The organism is Streptosporangium heterodermiicola, assembly GCF_051390675.1.
In the GTDB taxonomy this organism is placed as follows: Bacteria; Actinomycetota; Actinomycetes; order Streptosporangiales; family Streptosporangiaceae; genus Streptosporangium.
The window spans coordinates 446,875-462,372 of sequence record NZ_JBPJSR010000003.1; the positions used below are offsets into that span (position 1 = coordinate 446,875).

General features: G+C 69.8%; 19 protein-coding genes. 8 read left to right on the top strand and 11 right to left on the bottom strand.

From position 1 onward, the window contains the following. Positions 1-205 precede the first annotated feature (205 nt). On the top strand, positions 206-745 hold the full coding sequence (gene lepB / locus ACSC1Q_RS09255) for a signal peptidase I (protein WP_436758231.1): 540 nt from the start codon (positions 206-208) through the stop codon (positions 743-745). Between the two features lie 352 nt (positions 746-1,097). Here lepB and ACSC1Q_RS09260 read toward each other — a convergent pair whose 3' ends face one another. Next, a complete protein-coding gene (locus ACSC1Q_RS09260; protein WP_436758232.1) occupies positions 1,098-1,346 on the bottom strand; it encodes a cell division protein SepF in 249 nt (82 codons plus the stop codon). Positions 1,347-1,440: 94 nt separating this feature from the next. Here ACSC1Q_RS09260 and ACSC1Q_RS09265 point away from each other — a divergent pair, with 94 nt between their 5' ends. Then, positions 1,441-2,064: a DJ-1/PfpI family protein gene (locus ACSC1Q_RS09265; RefSeq protein WP_436758233.1), complete on the top strand. Its 624-nt coding sequence runs from the start codon at positions 1,441-1,443 to the stop codon at positions 2,062-2,064. 116 nt (positions 2,065-2,180) lie between these two features. Continuing rightward, positions 2,181-2,747: a flavoprotein gene (locus ACSC1Q_RS09270; protein WP_436758234.1), complete on the top strand. Its 567-nt coding sequence runs from the start codon at positions 2,181-2,183 to the stop codon at positions 2,745-2,747. Positions 2,748-3,103: 356 nt separating this feature from the next. Here ACSC1Q_RS09270 and ACSC1Q_RS09275 read toward each other — a convergent pair whose 3' ends face one another. From ACSC1Q_RS09275 to ACSC1Q_RS09295, 5 genes are all read right to left on the bottom strand, one after another. Further along, on the bottom strand, positions 3,104-3,997 hold the full coding sequence (locus ACSC1Q_RS09275; RefSeq protein ID WP_436758235.1) for a protein phosphatase 2C domain-containing protein: 894 nt from the start codon (positions 3,995-3,997) through the stop codon (positions 3,104-3,106). A gap of 299 nt (positions 3,998-4,296) precedes the next feature. Continuing rightward, positions 4,297-4,533: a hypothetical protein gene (locus ACSC1Q_RS09280; RefSeq protein ID WP_436758236.1), complete on the bottom strand. Its 237-nt coding sequence runs from the start codon at positions 4,531-4,533 to the stop codon at positions 4,297-4,299. A 296-nt stretch (positions 4,534-4,829) separates the two neighbouring features. After that, positions 4,830-5,216 (bottom strand): hypothetical protein, encoded by a 387-nt coding sequence (locus ACSC1Q_RS09285; RefSeq protein ID WP_436758237.1) that lies wholly within the window; start codon positions 5,214-5,216, stop codon positions 4,830-4,832. Positions 5,217-5,219: 3 nt separating this feature from the next. Then, the gene (locus ACSC1Q_RS09290) at positions 5,220-5,642 is read right to left on the bottom strand and encodes a hypothetical protein (protein ID WP_436758238.1); all 423 of its coding nucleotides are present in this window, start codon (positions 5,640-5,642) and stop codon (positions 5,220-5,222) included. Positions 5,643-5,699: 57 nt separating this feature from the next. Further along, a complete protein-coding gene (locus tag ACSC1Q_RS09295) occupies positions 5,700-6,389 on the bottom strand; it encodes a hypothetical protein (RefSeq protein ID WP_436758239.1) in 690 nt (229 codons plus the stop codon). A gap of 110 nt (positions 6,390-6,499) precedes the next feature. Between ACSC1Q_RS09295 and ACSC1Q_RS09300 the strand changes: the two genes are divergently transcribed. Together ACSC1Q_RS09300 and ACSC1Q_RS09305 are read left to right on the top strand one after the other, a co-directional pair. Further along, positions 6,500-7,099: a cadmium resistance transporter gene (locus ACSC1Q_RS09300; protein ID WP_436758240.1), complete on the top strand. Its 600-nt coding sequence runs from the start codon at positions 6,500-6,502 to the stop codon at positions 7,097-7,099. 52 nt (positions 7,100-7,151) lie between these two features. Continuing rightward, positions 7,152-7,964, top strand: a complete 813-nt coding sequence (locus ACSC1Q_RS09305; RefSeq protein WP_436758241.1) for a PrsW family glutamic-type intramembrane protease — start codon at positions 7,152-7,154, stop codon at positions 7,962-7,964. Positions 7,965-7,994: 30 nt separating this feature from the next. Here ACSC1Q_RS09305 and ACSC1Q_RS09310 read toward each other — a convergent pair whose 3' ends face one another. Further along, positions 7,995-8,858 (bottom strand): NUDIX hydrolase, encoded by an 864-nt coding sequence (locus tag ACSC1Q_RS09310; RefSeq protein ID WP_436758242.1) that lies wholly within the window; start codon positions 8,856-8,858, stop codon positions 7,995-7,997. Between the two features lie 71 nt (positions 8,859-8,929). On the opposite strand from ACSC1Q_RS09310, the gene ACSC1Q_RS09315 reads away from it, so the two are divergent. Then, positions 8,930-9,388, top strand: a complete 459-nt coding sequence (locus tag ACSC1Q_RS09315; protein ID WP_436758243.1) for a VOC family protein — start codon at positions 8,930-8,932, stop codon at positions 9,386-9,388. Positions 9,389-9,445: 57 nt separating this feature from the next. Here ACSC1Q_RS09315 and ACSC1Q_RS09320 read toward each other — a convergent pair whose 3' ends face one another. Together ACSC1Q_RS09320 and ACSC1Q_RS09325 are read right to left on the bottom strand one after the other, a co-directional pair. Further along, positions 9,446-10,288 (bottom strand): M15 family metallopeptidase, encoded by an 843-nt coding sequence (locus ACSC1Q_RS09320; protein WP_436758244.1) that lies wholly within the window; start codon positions 10,286-10,288, stop codon positions 9,446-9,448. Between the two features lie 87 nt (positions 10,289-10,375). Beyond that, the gene (locus ACSC1Q_RS09325) at positions 10,376-11,278 is read right to left on the bottom strand and encodes a MerR family transcriptional regulator (RefSeq protein WP_436758245.1); all 903 of its coding nucleotides are present in this window, start codon (positions 11,276-11,278) and stop codon (positions 10,376-10,378) included. Between the two features lie 54 nt (positions 11,279-11,332). Here ACSC1Q_RS09325 and rplK point away from each other — a divergent pair, with 54 nt between their 5' ends. Together rplK and ACSC1Q_RS09335 are read left to right on the top strand one after the other, a co-directional pair. Then, positions 11,333-11,788, top strand: a complete 456-nt coding sequence (rplK, locus tag ACSC1Q_RS09330) for a 50S ribosomal protein L11 (protein WP_436758246.1) — start codon at positions 11,333-11,335, stop codon at positions 11,786-11,788. 312 nt (positions 11,789-12,100) lie between these two features. Next, complete coding sequence (locus ACSC1Q_RS09335; protein WP_436758247.1) at positions 12,101-13,273, top strand: DUF8462 domain-containing protein; 1,173 nt, start codon at positions 12,101-12,103, stop codon at positions 13,271-13,273. Positions 13,274-13,402: 129 nt separating this feature from the next. Here ACSC1Q_RS09335 and ACSC1Q_RS09340 read toward each other — a convergent pair whose 3' ends face one another. Next, a complete protein-coding gene (locus ACSC1Q_RS09340) occupies positions 13,403-14,248 on the bottom strand; it encodes a MauE/DoxX family redox-associated membrane protein (protein WP_436758248.1) in 846 nt (281 codons plus the stop codon). Between the two features lie 4 nt (positions 14,249-14,252). Further along, complete coding sequence (locus ACSC1Q_RS09345; RefSeq protein ID WP_436758249.1) at positions 14,253-15,203, bottom strand: hypothetical protein; 951 nt, start codon at positions 15,201-15,203, stop codon at positions 14,253-14,255. Positions 15,204-15,498: the final 295 nt, after the last annotated feature.

The window sequence follows — 15,498 nt, forward strand, 5'->3', positions numbered from 1 at the left end:
GCCGGTGATGGAACGGCCTCCCCGGAAGCTCCGGAACGCGCGCGGAACCGGTCTTGGCCCGCCTTGCTCGGCGGCCACGGAGCCCGCCGTCCGACGGAGGAAATCTGCTCGTCCCGTCGCCGTCACCGCAGGACGAGCTGAGCGGACCAGGGCCAGGACGCGGAAAGAAGCGTCAGGGTTGCACCTTGTCCAGCATAATGTCCTAGTGAACCGTTATGTGTCGTATGTCCTGTGTGCAGCTTTGATTATGCCGATGATTACCGGGTGCGGCCTTGTCGACCGCATCGCGGGGAGGAAACAGTACGGCGTCCCAAATGGAGTCATGGAACCCACCATCAAAGCGGGCAGTAAGGTGACGGCGACCCAGACCGGGGGGCGATACGTTCCGAAGTTCGGTGACGTGATCCTTTTCGAGACCCCCAGGACGTGGGGCGGAACCGGCATCCGCATCTCGCGAGTCATCGGTGTTCCAGGGATTGCCGTGCGATGTTGTGATGGTCAAGGACGGATGACCCTGAACGGGCAACCCCTGCGGGAGTCCTACATCAAGGAGCCTCCCGCCTCGCGTCTTGTCTTCGGCCCCGTGACCGTTCCCGAGGGGCGTGTGTGGGTGCAAGGAGACAACCGGCATATTTCTATTGATTCGCGCTCCCGGTTTCTTGAACTCGGCGGCCAGAACCAGGATGATTCCATGATCTCTGTGTCTAGCGTCGTCGGGATTGTCGACCTTTCCGCCGTTGAGTGAAAACCACGGGAATCAGTGGATGATCGAACCGTACGGATCCAAACAGCCGGGTCTTCGGTGACCGGCCAGGCGACCGGTTCCAATTCCGAGACATCGTTCACAACGTCTCGTCGGACCACGAGTTCGGGAGACGTCGGCGGGTCGGGTTCGCTCCGGTGGGTTTGCGGGGCGAGGCCATACGTCATGACGGCCCCCGCGGCGGCGTGGTTCTCCGAAGGAACCGCAGCGATCGATCGACGATCCGATGCCCGGCTCCTCGACGCCCGTTCGCCGACCACCGCGCGGGAAACCGGATGGTTTCTCGTCGAAGGGGAGATCCGGGGCATCCGGTCAACCCGCCGCGCCACCTGACCTACGGCGCGTCTTCGGTGACCGGGACCCGGTTGCCCATCCCGCGGGGCATCAGCAGGAACACCTTGGACGACAGGCGGTCCATGTCCCCGCCTCTGCCGAACACCAGGCCGGCGGCGAAGTCGACGAACTGTTTCGCCTCGTCGTCCGGCAGCGCGGTGAGGTCCATCACCACCGGCACGCCGGTACGGAAGAAGTGCCCGACGTAGATCGCTTCGTTGTAGTTCTGGGGACGTAGTGTTTTGACCACCGGACAAGTCTCCACCGTCCGTCACACCCGTCAAGATGTCTTCCGAAGCGTGGGTGGCACCTCACCACCGCGCTCGCCACCGGGGGGAATCACCGTGCGCGTCGTCATACCGCTGTTCGACCGGTTCACCGCGCTCGACGCGGTCGGCCCGTACGAGGTGCTCAGGTTCCTGCCGGGTGCCGAGGTCGTGTTCGCGGCCGCCGAGGCCGGGCCGGTACGGAACGACGCCGGGTCCCTGGTGCTCACCGCGAGCGAGGCGTTCGCCGACGTCGACTCGTGTGACGTGCTGCTCGTCCCGGGAGGTCCGGGGAGCCGGGCGATGCTCGACGACGACGTGCTTCTCGGCTGGATCCGCCGGATGGACGGGACGAGCACGTGGACGACCTCGGTGTGCACCGGATCGTTGCTGCTGGGGGCGGCGGGGTTGCTCACCGGGCTCTCGGCGACGACCCACTGGGGCGCGGTCGACGTGCTGGAGTCGTTCGGGGCCACCTACACCGCCGAACGCGTGGTGTTCCAAGGGAAGGTCGTGACCGCCGCCGGGGTGTCCTCCGGCATCGACATGGCGCTCGCCCTCGCGGGACGCATCGCCGGTCAGACCACGGCCGAGGCGATCCAGCTCGTCATCGAGTACGACCCGCGACCGCCGTTCGACGCCGGATCCCCCGCCAAGGCGCCGCAGGCCGCGAAGGACCTGCTCGCGGAGAGAATCCGCTGATCTCACGGGATACGGTCTTCACGGGGTCACGGTCTTCACGAGGTACGGTCTCACGAGGCACAGGGCCGTGCGGCCCGTGAGCCCCCGAACCCGCCCGCGCTCCTGGGAGTGATCGTGTGACCGAGCCCGGCAAGGTCCTCTATGTCATCGTGTGCGCGGCCGGTGCCGCCCGCGACGTCGGCCGTCTCGTCGCCCTCGCCCAGGACGAGGGCTGGATCGTCCAGATCGTCGCCACCCCGTCCGCCCTGGACTTCGTCGACGTCCCCACCCTGGAACGACAGACCGGACGCCCCGTCCGCAGCCGCTACCGCACGCCGGACGAACCCAAGCCCCCCAGAGCCGACGCGATCATCGTCGCCCCCGCCACCTACAACACCGTCAACAAGTTCGCCCAGGGCATCACCGACACCTACGCCCTCGGCCTCCTCGCCGAAGCCCCCGGTCTCGGCATCCCCGTGGTCGTCCTGCCCTTCGTCAACGACGCCCTCGCCACGCGTGTGCCGTTCCGCCGGAGCGTCGAGAGCCTCCGGGCCGAGGGAGTCCGCGTCCTGGCGGGTCCTGGTTCGTACGGGTCCAAAGCCGAGTCCGGGTCCGAGCCCGAGTCCGGCCTGGCCGCTGCGGAAGGCGGAAGCCGGGAGAACGCCCCCTGGGCCCTCGCTCTCAAGGAGCTCTCCAGGGGATAGGTCCATGGGATGCGCGGCGACCGGAGTCGAGCCCTGTTCCGCCGGTCCCGTGCCGAGGGGCGCCCGATCGCCGTCCTCGCCGTGCCGGGGACCGGTCACGGTGAAGGTGGTGGCCGTGGCGGTGGGAGGTCGCGCGCCTGCTGGCCAAGCTGTCCGCCTTTCGCGGCGAACACCGCGATCTGGTGCGCGGCGGGGTCACCCAGGAGGTGGCGGCTGCGATGAAGCCGCTGGAGCGAGTGCTCGCCGGCAGCGAGAGCGCCGTCACCGCGAGGGTCGAGGCGCTTGAGCGGTACGCGGCCCACATCGCCGTCCGGGTGATCGTCCGCCGTGCGGCCCGGCGAGCCGGGGGCCGGGGGTCAGCCGAACAGGCAGTGGGCGGCCGTCGCGTCGTCGTGGGTTTTCGCCCGGGGCCAGCGGGAGCCGTCGGGATCGGTCCGCTCCGCCTCGCGGACCCGGCGGATCAGCTCGCCGGGGCCGGACCGTTCGAGGGTGTCGAGGGCCTCGCGCCAGGTGGCCAGCCCGAACCGGTCGACGAGCCGGGAGGCCCCGTCGCTGAGCAGCGCGACCGCCCGTACCCGGTCGGCGGGGAGCGTGCCGGTGAGCGCCTGCTCGGCGGTGAGCGGGTCGACGGCGGCGATCCAGAAGCCGCCCTCGCGGTTGCGGTGGTCCCGCATGGTCTCCACGTACTCCCGGCGCGCGGTGACGTGCTCGGCACTTCCGTTGGCGAGGCCGTCCAGGACCGACCGGTGCGCCCTGCCGACCCGATCCACCCGGTCGTCGCAGACGACCGTCGGCTCCGCCTGGCCGGTCACGTCCAGGACGAGGACGGAGTCCGCCAGGACGAGGAAGTCCAGGTCGCCCGCCGTACGGCGGACCATGACCACCGTGGCGGACGGCGATCCGGGATGGGTGAGGTCGCAGACGAAGTCGTGGAGGGAGGCGACGGCCTTTATGCCGTTCGCGAGTATCTCCGTGAGCGTTCCGGTGTCCTGCGTCATGCCCGCGAGGAGGGTCGAGCCCAGGGAGCGGACGTACCAGCCGACGCCGTGATCGCACCCGGACTCCGCGCCCGCCGGGGTGCCCGCGCCGTCGAGGAGGACGAAGGCGTCCGGGGTCGCGCCGAAGAAGTCCTCGTTGCCGTCGTTGCCCGCGGTGTTTCCGGTGTTCTCAATGTTCCCGGTGTCCGCGGTGTTTCCGGTGTCCGCGTTCTGCCTGCCGGGTGCCGCTTCGGTGGCGAAGGTGATGCGCATCGGTTCGGAGCTCCTCGTACTGGACGGGCTCGCGCCGGACGGGCGTGCACGCTTCCCTCACGAGTTCCCCCGATGGAACGGCGTATTCCCACGCGTTCCCCGCCCGGACGCTCCTCACGGTGTGTTCCCGCAGCGGGTGTACCGGGCACCGCCGGTCCGGACACACCGGGGTACGGGACAAGCGGGGCACGGGCAGGCGGGCACGGACGAGCGGGACGTGGGGCGCTGGGAGGCGAGGCGATCGGGGCGCCGGGACGACCCTTCGGCGGGAGGGTTCCGGCCTTCGGTAAGTCAGGCCTTCAGTAAGAGGGCTCCGAAATGGACTCCGCTCGATAGACGTCCATCGGCCCCTCGTCGTCCTCGTCCACCCCCACCTTCCTCAGCAGCAAAGTCCGGCTGCCGATTTTCAGGGAACGTTCGCCGTTGATCTCCGTGGACGCGAACACCGTGACCGCGTGACCGTGCATATCGCGCACCTGGTCGTATTCTGGTCCGTCAGGAATTTCTAGCTTGATGCGCCTCGTCTGGAATGTCACTCTCCCAGTGTGAAAGCCACGGCCCCGAAAATCGATCGTGCGCGTGACGATATTTGGCATCATTTTCGACGGGAAAGGTATGGGTGCCGACGCCTTCCCCGGGCAGGGTCCTCGCGTACGGTGACGGAGCCCACCGGGAGGCCACCGGGCGTGGGCCGTACGCGGGTCACCATCGGACGGCATCGGTGGCGCGCCTCCCCGGTCGAACCGCCGTCCGGGCCTCGCGAGGTCCGTAGGTCCGTTGGTCCATAGGTTCGTTGGTCCATAGGTTCGTACGTCACCGGGACCGGGGAACGCTAGGGCAGGGGGTCGATCCCGATGTTCTGGTCGTACTGGACGAGCTCCGCCCCGCGATCGGTGAGGATGGGCCATCTGGTGACGCGGGCACACCAGACGACGTGTCCGGCCGTGATGTCGCGCGATCCGTCGAGGATCTCCGCGATGTCCCCCACCTTCCCGTGGGTGAAGTCGTCGATCTTCACGCCGGGTGTCGTGACGAGCTCGAACAGCTCCTCCTGGGTGGAGAGCGGGGAGATGGACAGGACGGCCGCGAGGCTGGTCGCCGGGACGCATATCCCGCCGCCACGGTAGAGACACATGGCGGTGACGCTCCGGGAGTATTCGGTCTTCGCCACCGCGATGTCGACCAGCGCGCTCACGTCGAGCACTCGACCAGGAAGCATGGCTCAGCGCCTCCGGAAACGGCGGATGCCGATCTGGCCCCACTCCGCCTCGGAGAGCTGGTCGACCCCGAGGGAGTCGGCCGCCGTGTCGAGGTCTTCGCGATGCAGGTTCCAGCGGTGCATCAGGGTGATCACGTGGGGTTTGTTGCCGATCTCTCGCTGGACGGCCGCGTGGATCACGTCGGCGACCCGGTTTCCGGTCAGTCGCGCCTTGCGAGAAAGCGCCTCATAATCCGCTTTATCCAGCTCTATGGTGATAGCTGTATCGGAATCCGGGGTGCTGATTGACCTTTGTCCTTCTCTGAGCTGGAGATGGGCCAGCCACAGCGGAACCGGTTCCGATTCTTGCCTGGCGCCATCGTGATCATTCGATGATGGTTTTTCCGATCCTGTGCCGTCTCGCCATGCCGGCATGGAGTGGGCCATGCGTTCGACAGTAGCTGTGAATTGCGAATTATGGCAGCACTTCTGGGCCAAAGGTCATCACCCCGGGAACCCCGGCGGCTGGGTGGCGGGATCGCCGGGAACACCGGAATCCGCAGGATCGGTGGGCACCGAGGGATCGGTGGGCACCGAGGGATCGGCGGGAGGGGCGGAAGTGGGAGCGGAGGTGGGCGCGGAGGTGGGGGTGACCGCTCCGCAGAATCCCATGGCCCGCCGCTGCTGGGCTATCTGGTCGACCGGGCTCTGGTACGTGAGCCGTTCCTCGGGTGAGGGCTCGTACCGCCACGTGTCGCCCTCGAAGGCGAAGTCGAAGTCCGTCGCGTCGTCGAGCCGGGTCGCCTGGACCCTGGCGCTGTCGCCGGTGATCGTGACGGTGCCGATGGTGAGCGGGGAGTTCGGCAGGGGCGGGGGGCAGATCTCGAACAGCCTCACGTACTCCTCCCGCGCGATCAGCCCCTGCGCCTCGGTGGTCCACAGGTCCCAGAAGTCGCCGTACGACCCGCTGCTGTAGGCGTCGAGCGCCGGTTGGACGGCCTGGCGGACCGAGAGCTCCGAGTGCTCGCCGCGCGTCGGAGTCGCCGTGCTCGGCGGCGACGAGGGAGGGTTGAACACCATGAAGACGGTGACGACGGCCCCGATGGCCACGCCGACGGCCATGACGACCATCGCGGCCAGTCCTCGCCTCGTCTCGCCCCGCGACGGCCGGCCGTACTGCGGCGGATAGCCCACGTGCGGTCTCCGGGGGACTGGCAAGAGCGGATGAAAGTGATCATAACGCCCGTGGCTCTCGGCTGACCACGGTCATCGCGTACCCGTAAGGGGAACGACATAATGCGCGCGTGATTCAAACGATCGGTACGGCCGCCGCCGTCTTCGCCGGTACCAACGTGGACGACATCATCATTCTGACGGTGCTCTTCCTGGCGTCCGGAGCGGGGGGTGTTCCCCGCCCCTGGCAGATCGTCGTGGGCCAGTACGCGGGCATCGCCGCGCTGGTGGCCGTCTCGGCGGCGGCGGCCCTCGGGCTCGCGGTGGTGCCGGACCGCTGGGTGGGACTGCTCGGCCTGGTGCCGTTCGGCATGGGAGTGTGGGGGCTGGTCAAGGCCTGGCGAGCTCGGCGGGCCCGGCGGGCCGGGAAGGACGGCGACGAGGCGCCCCGGGTCGCCTCGGGGGTGCTCTCGATCGCGGGGGTGACCGTCGCGAACGGGGCCGACAACATCTCCGTCTACACCCCGATGTTCCGCACGATCGGCCTGGCGTCCAGCGTCGTCACGGTGGTCGTGTTCGCGGTGCTCGTCGCGGTCTGGTGCGCGGCGGCCTCCTGGCTCGGGTCGCACAGGAAGGTCATCGCCCTGGTGGAGCGGACGGGGGCGTGGCTGGTGCCCGTGGTGTTCATGGTCATCGGCGCCGTCATCGTGGCGGAGTCGATATTTAGATAAATATCGACAAATCGCCCGAATCTAGGGCAAACGTACGGGGAAATTACCTGCCATGCGAGAACATTTGCGCTTCTACCAGCAGCGATGGTTCAAGGCGTGGATCGCCCTGATCGCTCTGTCCTTCTCGCTCATCGCCATGATGCAGGCGGCCGGTAACCAGGCGCTCCTGCCCGCGGCCTTCTTCTACGGAGCCGCGGCCGGGCCCCTCGCCCTCCTGCTCGCCATCCACGACCGGATCCACATCGCCACCAGCGTGCCGCCCATGACGCTGCTGGGCATGTTCCTGTTCGGCGGGGGTGTCGCCCTCCTGCTCGGCGGCTACTTCGACGCGCTCCTCATCTCCGGGAAGAACAGCACCTCGATCCTGCGGGTCGGCTGGATCGAGGAACCCGCGAAACTCGTCCCGCCCCTCGCGGTCGCGCTCACCGGCCGGCACCTCACCAAGGCCGCGGGGGTCGCGCTCGGCCTCTCCTGCGCGACCGGGTTCGCGATCATGGAGTCGATGGCCTACGCCTGGAAGAGCCTCGCCAACCACGACGGCGCCATGGGCGCGGGTACGGTCCTTCTCCTACGCGGTCTCAGCACCCCCTTCAGCCACCTCGTCTGGACCGGCCTGGTCTGCGCGGTGGCCTTCGGCGCCTGGCAGGTCAGGGGCCGCGCGGTCGTGACCCTGCCCGTCGTCGCCGCCTTCGTCGTGGCGGCCACGCTCCACTCGCTCAGCGACGGCCTGCTCGTCCTGGACATCCCCTGGCCGGTCAGGCTGCTCTTCCTCGCCGTCGCCGCGGCGAGCTACTGGCTGTTCCACCGCGCCACCCGAGACCTGAAACCGGCGCCGACCCCGGCACCTGAGCCGTCCCACGCCTGACCTCCGGGCACCGGAGCCGTCCCGCGAGCGTCACAGCCGTGCCAGCAGCCACCGTGGCCCGGTGACCTCGGCGCCCAGTGCCGTGACCCGCTCGCGCAGCCCCCGGTCGGCGGTGACGACCAGGACGCGCTCCCAGAGGCGGGCGTCCCGTACGGCCTGGACGACGGCGTCGTCCCCGCTCCCCGGTGCGGCGATCACGGAGACGCCGGGCGCGGGGGCGGTGTCGCGGGCGGCGCCCTCGACGACCGCGGTCAGCCGGGGGAACCAGCGGGCCAGCACCGGGACGCGGCCGGGCGCGGTCAACCGGCCGTCGGCGGCACGCGCGCCGACCTCGGCGAGCAGCTTGGCCGCCGCCCCCGCGCGGTCCCGCCACCAGCCGTGTTCGGCGCGGGCGCCCACGATGTTGGCGACGTCGAGGACGACGAGGGAGGGGGCGAGCGCGAGGCCGACGACCGGCCAGGTCGCGGCGAAACCGGGGTGGAGGGTCCTGGCGGTGATCTCCCCGGCGGGAATCCAGCGCAGGTCGTCGCTCTCCGCGTTGGCGGGGACCGCGCGCAGCAGCTCGGTGGCCTCGGCGATCACCGTCTCGAAGGACCAGCCGCCGTGGTCGTCGAGGTAGACCCCCTGGACCCGCAGGCCGGTGCCGTCCAGCGCGGCCTCCTCGAAGGCCTCGCGCAGGGCGGTGTCGACCGCGTCCTCGTGGCTGTCGCGGGCACCGCCCGGCAGTCCCCAGGTGCCGCCGTGGTGGCTCCACACGGCGCGCTTCTGCATCAGGACGCGAGGCTCGCCCGTGGCGTCGTGGTTGACGGCGAGCAGACCGGCCGCGCCGTACACGCCCCAGTGCCGGTGCCCGAGATCGCACCGAGCCCACCCGTCCCCGTCCCCGGCCGTCATGGACCAATGATGCATCAGGCCACGGACGCGTACTCCCGCCCCCCGGGCCACCGGGAAGACGCGGCCGGGCGGTGACGGCCACGACGTACGTGCCGGTCCTCTCCCCGCTCATCCTTCTCACCACTCTCGTCGTGCGCGACTACGACGAGGCCCTCGACCTCTACCTCGGTGGCCTCGGCTTCCGGCTCCTGGAGGACACGCCGCTGGGTGACCGTCCGCCCACGCGGGGCCCGGGAGACGGCATGCTCCTCGCCCGCGCCGACGGCCCCGAACGGGAGGCCAGGATCGGGGACCGGACCGGCGGCGGGGTCGGCCTGTTCCCGCACACGGACGACTTCGCCCGCGACTACGGGCGGCTGCCGGCGGCGGGCGTCGTCTTCGAGGGGCCCCGCGCAGCGAGCCCTACGGCGAGGTCGTCGTCTTCCAGGACCTGCACGGCAACCGCTGGGACCTGTTCCAGCCCGCCGGCGTCTCACCGGCGTACGGCTGAGCCCGAGCCGCCCCGGTTCCGCGACCCTTCAAGCCGGTGACGGCCCGGCGGAGCGCGGAACGAACGTCCCGGTTTCCCGTTCCCCGGAGGGCCTCCCTCAGTTCCCGCCCTTGCTGAAGTGCTGGTAGTCCTTGATTCCGGACCAGTAACCGCCCCACTCCCAGCCCTTCTGCCGGAAGGCCCTGACCACGCGGTCGCCCGGGTTGATCACCCCGGGAGCCCGGACGGGTCGCTTGAAGAACTTGGCGGCGTTCTTGTGGGAGCCCGTGCCGTTGGCGTAGATGTACGGGTTCTCGCGCGGGTTGATGTCGATGGCCAGGCCGTAGGCGTGCTTGGACCAGCTGCTCGACCCCTCCGCGGGGCGGCAGTTGAAGGCCGAGGTGTTGTCGGCGTCGATCGAGGCGTAGTCGTCGGCCTTGTAGGCGTCGACGAGCCGCATCTTGTAGATGGGCCAGCGCCAGTCGTACAGACGGTGGAAGACGGAGACGACGTCGTCGGCCGCGGCCTTGTTCACGACCAGCTCGCCGGTGTGCGGCTTGTCGTCGAAGCCCCAGTAGGTCATCGTGATCAGCCGCAGGTCGCTCACCGGGACCGGGCAGCCGGGCCGCCACGAGTGTTCGAGCCGTTCGCGGGGGACCCGGGAGACCTTCGCGGAGAACTCCGGCGGGCCCGTCGGGGTCGGCGACGTGGTGGCGGACGGTCCGGTCGTCGGCGTCACGACGGTCGGCTCCGGGGCGGCCACATCCGTGGCGGGCTCCGGGGCGGCCACGTCGGTGGCGGCCTCGGGGGCGGACGAGGGCGCCGAGATCGGCGCCGAGGTGGCCGGAGGCGCGGCCGGGGCGGGCTGGGGGGCGGCCGTGCCGCACGAGGCCGCCGCCAGGCAGCCGGCGGCCGTCGCGAGCGCGGCCCGCGTACGGATCATGAATCTGGAGCCTGACACGCGTCGCCTCCTCAGAAAACAGATCCTCAGGAAACGGATCCTCGGAAAAGCGGACAAAAGCGACAAAAAGCTATTGTAATTGATCGACTATCGGAGGTGGGTGGCGGCCGCCAAGGCGATCCACTCGTGCGCGATCACGGATTCCGGCGGCCAGGGCGTGCCGTTGACCACGGCCACCAGCTCCCAGTATCGCCCGGCGCGCGGGTCGTGCTCCGCGTAGTCCCGTACGACCGACTCCGGGGTGCGCCTCTGCGCCCCGGCGAGGGTCGCGACGAGCTCGGTCACGAGGGGCGCGGCGGCCTCCGACCCCGGGGGCACCCCGTCCCGCGCCGCGGCCAGCGCCCTCTCCGTGACCAGGGTGTTGGCCTCGTGCCAGGCCGCCACGTCGATCCCGTCGGCCTTCTCCCAGAAGTCGTCGCTCATCTCGCGCAGCGAGGCGCGGAAGCCCTCGTCGGCGAGCAGCTCGGTCAGCTCCAGCCAGGCGTCGAGCTGCTCGATGCCCGGCTCGTCGGGCAGGTCGGGCACCATGGCCGCGCGCAGGCCGCCGAGCCACTCCTGCCTGGCGGCGTTCGCGCCCGCGACGTCGTCGACGAACTCGTTCACCAGCGCCACCGTCTCCGCCGCGCCGAGCCGCCCGAGGGCGTTGAGGCGCCGCAGGTCGTCGTCGGCGGGTTCGTCCCGCTCCAGGGTGGCCCTGAGCACCGCCCGGGTCCGCTGCAGCGCCCTGATCTGCGTCTCCACCGTACGGAGGTGCAGGGACAGCACCTCGCCCAGGTCGCGGTCGCCGAGCGACCTGATGGTCGCGAGGTCGACGCCGATCTCGCGCAGCGTCCTGACGAGCTCAAGCCGCCCGCGGTCCTCGTCGCCGTAGAGGCGGTAGCCGCTCCGGGTGCGGCCGCGCTCGGGGAGCACCCCTGTGTCGGAGTAGAAGCGGATCGTCTTCACCGGCAGCCCGGAGAGCCTGGCGAGCTGTCCGATCGTGTAGCTCATGACCCCGATTATTCCGTTGAGTCTCCAGTAACGGGAGACTTTAGTTTGACGGGCATGCCAAACATGCCGAACGCGTCGAGCGCGTCGTCGAAGAAGAAGGTCAGCCGGGTCGCCAAACTGCAGCTCCCGGCCGGTGAGGCGGGCCCCGCCGCCGTGGGCAAGGACCTGGGCCCGCTGGGCCTGAACCTCATGGAGTTCTGCCGCCGGTACAACGAGGCCACCCAGGACCGGCGGGGATTCGTCGTCCCCGTCGTCGTCACCGTGTTCGAGGACCGTTCGTTCGAGCTGACGATCAAGATGCCCACCACGGCCTCGCTGATCCGCAGGGTCACCGGCCTGGACCGGGGCGGCCCTCGTCCGGGACACCAGGCGGCGGGCGTGATCACCCGCGCGCAGCTGAGGGAGGTCGCCAGGACCAAGCTGCCCGACCTCAACACCGCCGACCTGGACCAGGCGGAGAGGATCGTGGCCGGCACCGCGCGCTCGATGGGGCTGACCGTCCGGGACTAGCCCGTATGTCCCCGTACGTGCCCATGTGGCTTACAGCCCGGTTCGTACATTCCTTGGGGAGGCTTTTCATCGAAACGTATCGCGCCTGTGTTCGAACCCGCGCTACAGTCATGGGCACGGGATCGAACACGGGTTCGGGCTGACGTTCTCGCAGGTGAGGGGTGTGCCATGGCGATGCTCGCGGTGCCGCCGACGGTGTGCCCCCCGTCAGCCGGGTCTCCGGTGGAGCGCCGCGCGACACGCCGTAGCACTTTCTACGGAATTCTAAGCCGGCCGCTATATCCCGTCATAAAGTCCGAGAGCGTGGACCCCGTGCGCAATCCCTACGCTCCCGGTGCCGGACAGCGCCCCCCAGAGCTCGCCGGCCGCGACCGCGAGCTGCAGCAGTTCGAGATCGTTCTCGAACGAGTGGCCCGTGGGCGCCCCGAGCGCAGCATGGTGGTCACCGGGCTGCGCGGCGTGGGCAAGACCGTTCTGCTCAACACCTTCAAGTCGATGGCCATGCAGCGGCTGTGGGGCACCGGCAAGATCGAGGCCAGGCCCGACCAGTCGATCCGGCGCCCGGTGGCCGCCGCCCTGCACATGGCGGTGCGGGAGCTCGCCCCGAGGCACCGGGCGCCCGAGCGCATCGAGGAGTTCCTCGGCGTGCTCAAGGCGTTCGCGATGCGCGACCCGTCCGCGGCCAAGGGCACCTCGCACTGGTCGCCCGCGATCGACGTGCCCGCGGGGCGGGGGCGCGCCGACTCCGGAGACCTGGAGATCGACCTCACCGAGCTGTTCGTCGACGCCGCCGCGGTCGCCACCGACCTGGGTGTCGGCATCGCGCTGTTCATCGACGAGATGCAGGACGTGCAGGCCCCCGACGTCTCGGCGCTCTGCGCGGCCTGCCACGAGCTCTCCCAGAGCGGCGGCCCGCTGATCGTGGTCGGCGCGGGCCTGCCGCACCTGCCCAGCGTGCTGTCGGCCAGCAAGAGCTACTCCGAGCGGCTCTTCCGCTACGCCAGGATCGATCGTCTCGACCGCGAGGCGGCCGACCTGGCGCTCATCGCCCCCGCCGAGAGCGAGGGCGTGGAGTTCACCCAGGACGCCCTCGACGCCCTCTACGTCGCCGCCGACGGCTACCCCTACTTCGTCCAGGCGTACGGCAAGGTCGCCTGGGACCTGGCGCTGCGCAGCCCGATCACCGCCGACGACATCAGGGTCTCCGCGCCGGAGGCCGAGGAGGAGCTCGCGGTCGGCTTCTTCGGCAGCCGCTACGAGCGGGCCACCCCCGCCGAGCGCGACTACATGCACGCCATGGCAGCCATCGGCGACGAGCCCGTCGCCACCGCCGAGGTGGCCGAGGGGCTCGGCCGCAAGCCGTCGAGCCTCTCCCCGGCTCGCGACAGCCTCATCAAGAAGGGCCTGATCTACAGCGCCGAACGCGGGCTGATCGCGTTCACCGTGCCGCACTTCGGAAAGTTCCTGCGGGCACAACCGGTCTGACTGAACATTTGTTCGATATGATGCGCGGGAGCCCCTAGCCCTCTATATGGCTCTCTAGTGGGGAAGCTAGAGAGCCATATAGAGCTCAATCGTGCTGCCCTGAGGTGTCCTAGCGGAATCTAGGGTTCTCTAGTGTCCAGCCGATATCGGCAGAGATTCGGCGAGACCCCCGGCCTCCACCGGCTGCCCGTCGGAGCCGACCATCGCGACCCGCACCGCCGGGTGCCGCCCGCTCAGATAGACCGCGAAGACCACGTCGACGGGGTCGCCCGCGTGGCTGCTGCCCGGATAGACGAAGAACCGCCAGCACAGCTCCCGCCAGCTGTCGACCGGCTCCTTGCTCGACAGCATCCCCTCGTGCGAGCGCCAGACCGTGCTCGACCGCAGCCGTCCGAGCGCGGTGGCCGGGTCGAGGCGGCGCTGCTCACAGGGGGCCCGATAGCGGAGCCTGGCGACCGTCTCCTCGATCTCCGGCGAGAGCGTGGCGAGCACCAGCAGCCCGGCGAGCACGGCCGGCGCGTGCGTCCACGTCAGGTTCGCCATCGCCGCCCAGCCGGGGACCTCCGGTGTCCAGACCAGTCCCAGGGACATCGCCGTCAGCACCATGGTGCGGCCCAGCGACCGCCGTCCCACCGGGAGCGCGCTCACCTCGCCGAAGCAGCCGCAGCCCGCGTCCGGGCGACGGCGCCGCAGCTCCCACAGGACGTAGGTGGAGACCGCGAAGAACCCGCCGATCCCCCACCGGAAGAACGGATGGCCGGTCAGCAGCAGCCCGCTCGCCAGGAACAGCTCGCCGAGCGCGCAGCCCAGCATCGCGGGCGCGCGCCAGCGCTCGGGCACCAGCACGGCCGGTCCCAGCCTGCTCAGCATGCCCGGCTCGGCCTCGCGTGCGACCGTCCAGATCTTCGCGACCGTACCAGCGGCCAGTAGCAGGAACACGACCGGCAACTGCGCGGCGGCGATCGTCGTCAGCATCTGTTCACCCCATTCCAAGCCGGGCGTTGAAGCACCCGGTGGTCAGGTCACCGCCGAGTTCCACGAAGGAGCTCGGGGACAGTTCCAGGATCCGGCCGCGCGGCGAGGTACCGCACTCCAGACACCGGTCGCAGAAGCGGCCGGCCAGGCAGCCGCACGCCACGATCGGCAGGACCGAGGTGCGTCCGGCGCACACGTTGCGCACGTTGAGCATCGACCCCAGCGCCAGGTAGGGGAGACCGGCGCAGGACACCCCGGTGTCGTCGCACGCCGTGTCGGCCCGTTCCAGCATGGGGTAGGCGACCCCCTGCTCCCCGCAGTCGAAGGTGTCCGACCAGGTGGCCGTGCCCGAGATCCGCGACTGCACGCCGACGTAACCGGGGGGCGGCGGCGGCACCGCCGTCCACCGGTAGGGCGGCTGCGAGGTCGCGGGCAGCCGCGCCAGCGCCGTGCCGTCCTCGCGGACCCCGATGGCGTCGAACAGGTAGCCGGGCTCGAACTGCGGATGCCTGACCCGCAGCCGCCCGGAGGACCGGTAGGGGATGACGATCGTGCGCCGCCCGCGGTGCGGCCCGCAGTACAGCTCCACGGTGTGGTCCTTGCCCTCGGAACCGATCGACTGGATCACCCCGGTGATCCTGGTGATGTCCGCCCAGATCCGGTCCACGACCCGGCCGGCCCGCAGCGCCTTGATGATCACGTTGGAGCCGTGGGGGAGATCGGCGGGGTTGACGGTCTCCCCGCGCCAGGCGGTCGCCCACGGTGCGATGACGAGCCGTTCCTCGTCGCCGGTCGGGGTGTCGATGACGATCAGGTGCGGGCTGACGTCGAGGATCGTGCCGCTGACCGCGTGGAAGGGCTCGCCTTCCGAGGGGAGGGGGCCCGGCTCCTGGACGGTCCGGCCAAGCGCGGCGGCCGCCAGCGTACGGCGGCGATCGGCGCTGCGATAGGGCATCGTCGCTCCCCAATTCTGCGAGGTGTCGCGGCCAGCGTCACACGCTTCGCGGAATCCCGCTGTCCGCTCCACCAATAATCACGGCAGGTGTCCAACCGCGTACTAAAGTTCCCCTCTCTGGTAGAACGCATTGGTGTCCGCCCGATGACAAACCGCTATCTAATGCTTCTTGCGTGCTCCATCGCCCATCGAAGCTGATCTTTACCGTTGATGGGATGAAATATAGATTTCGGTTCAGCCGCAGTATGGGTTCCGGCTGCGATTCTGGCCACCATACGCACCTGGAGCACAGGCT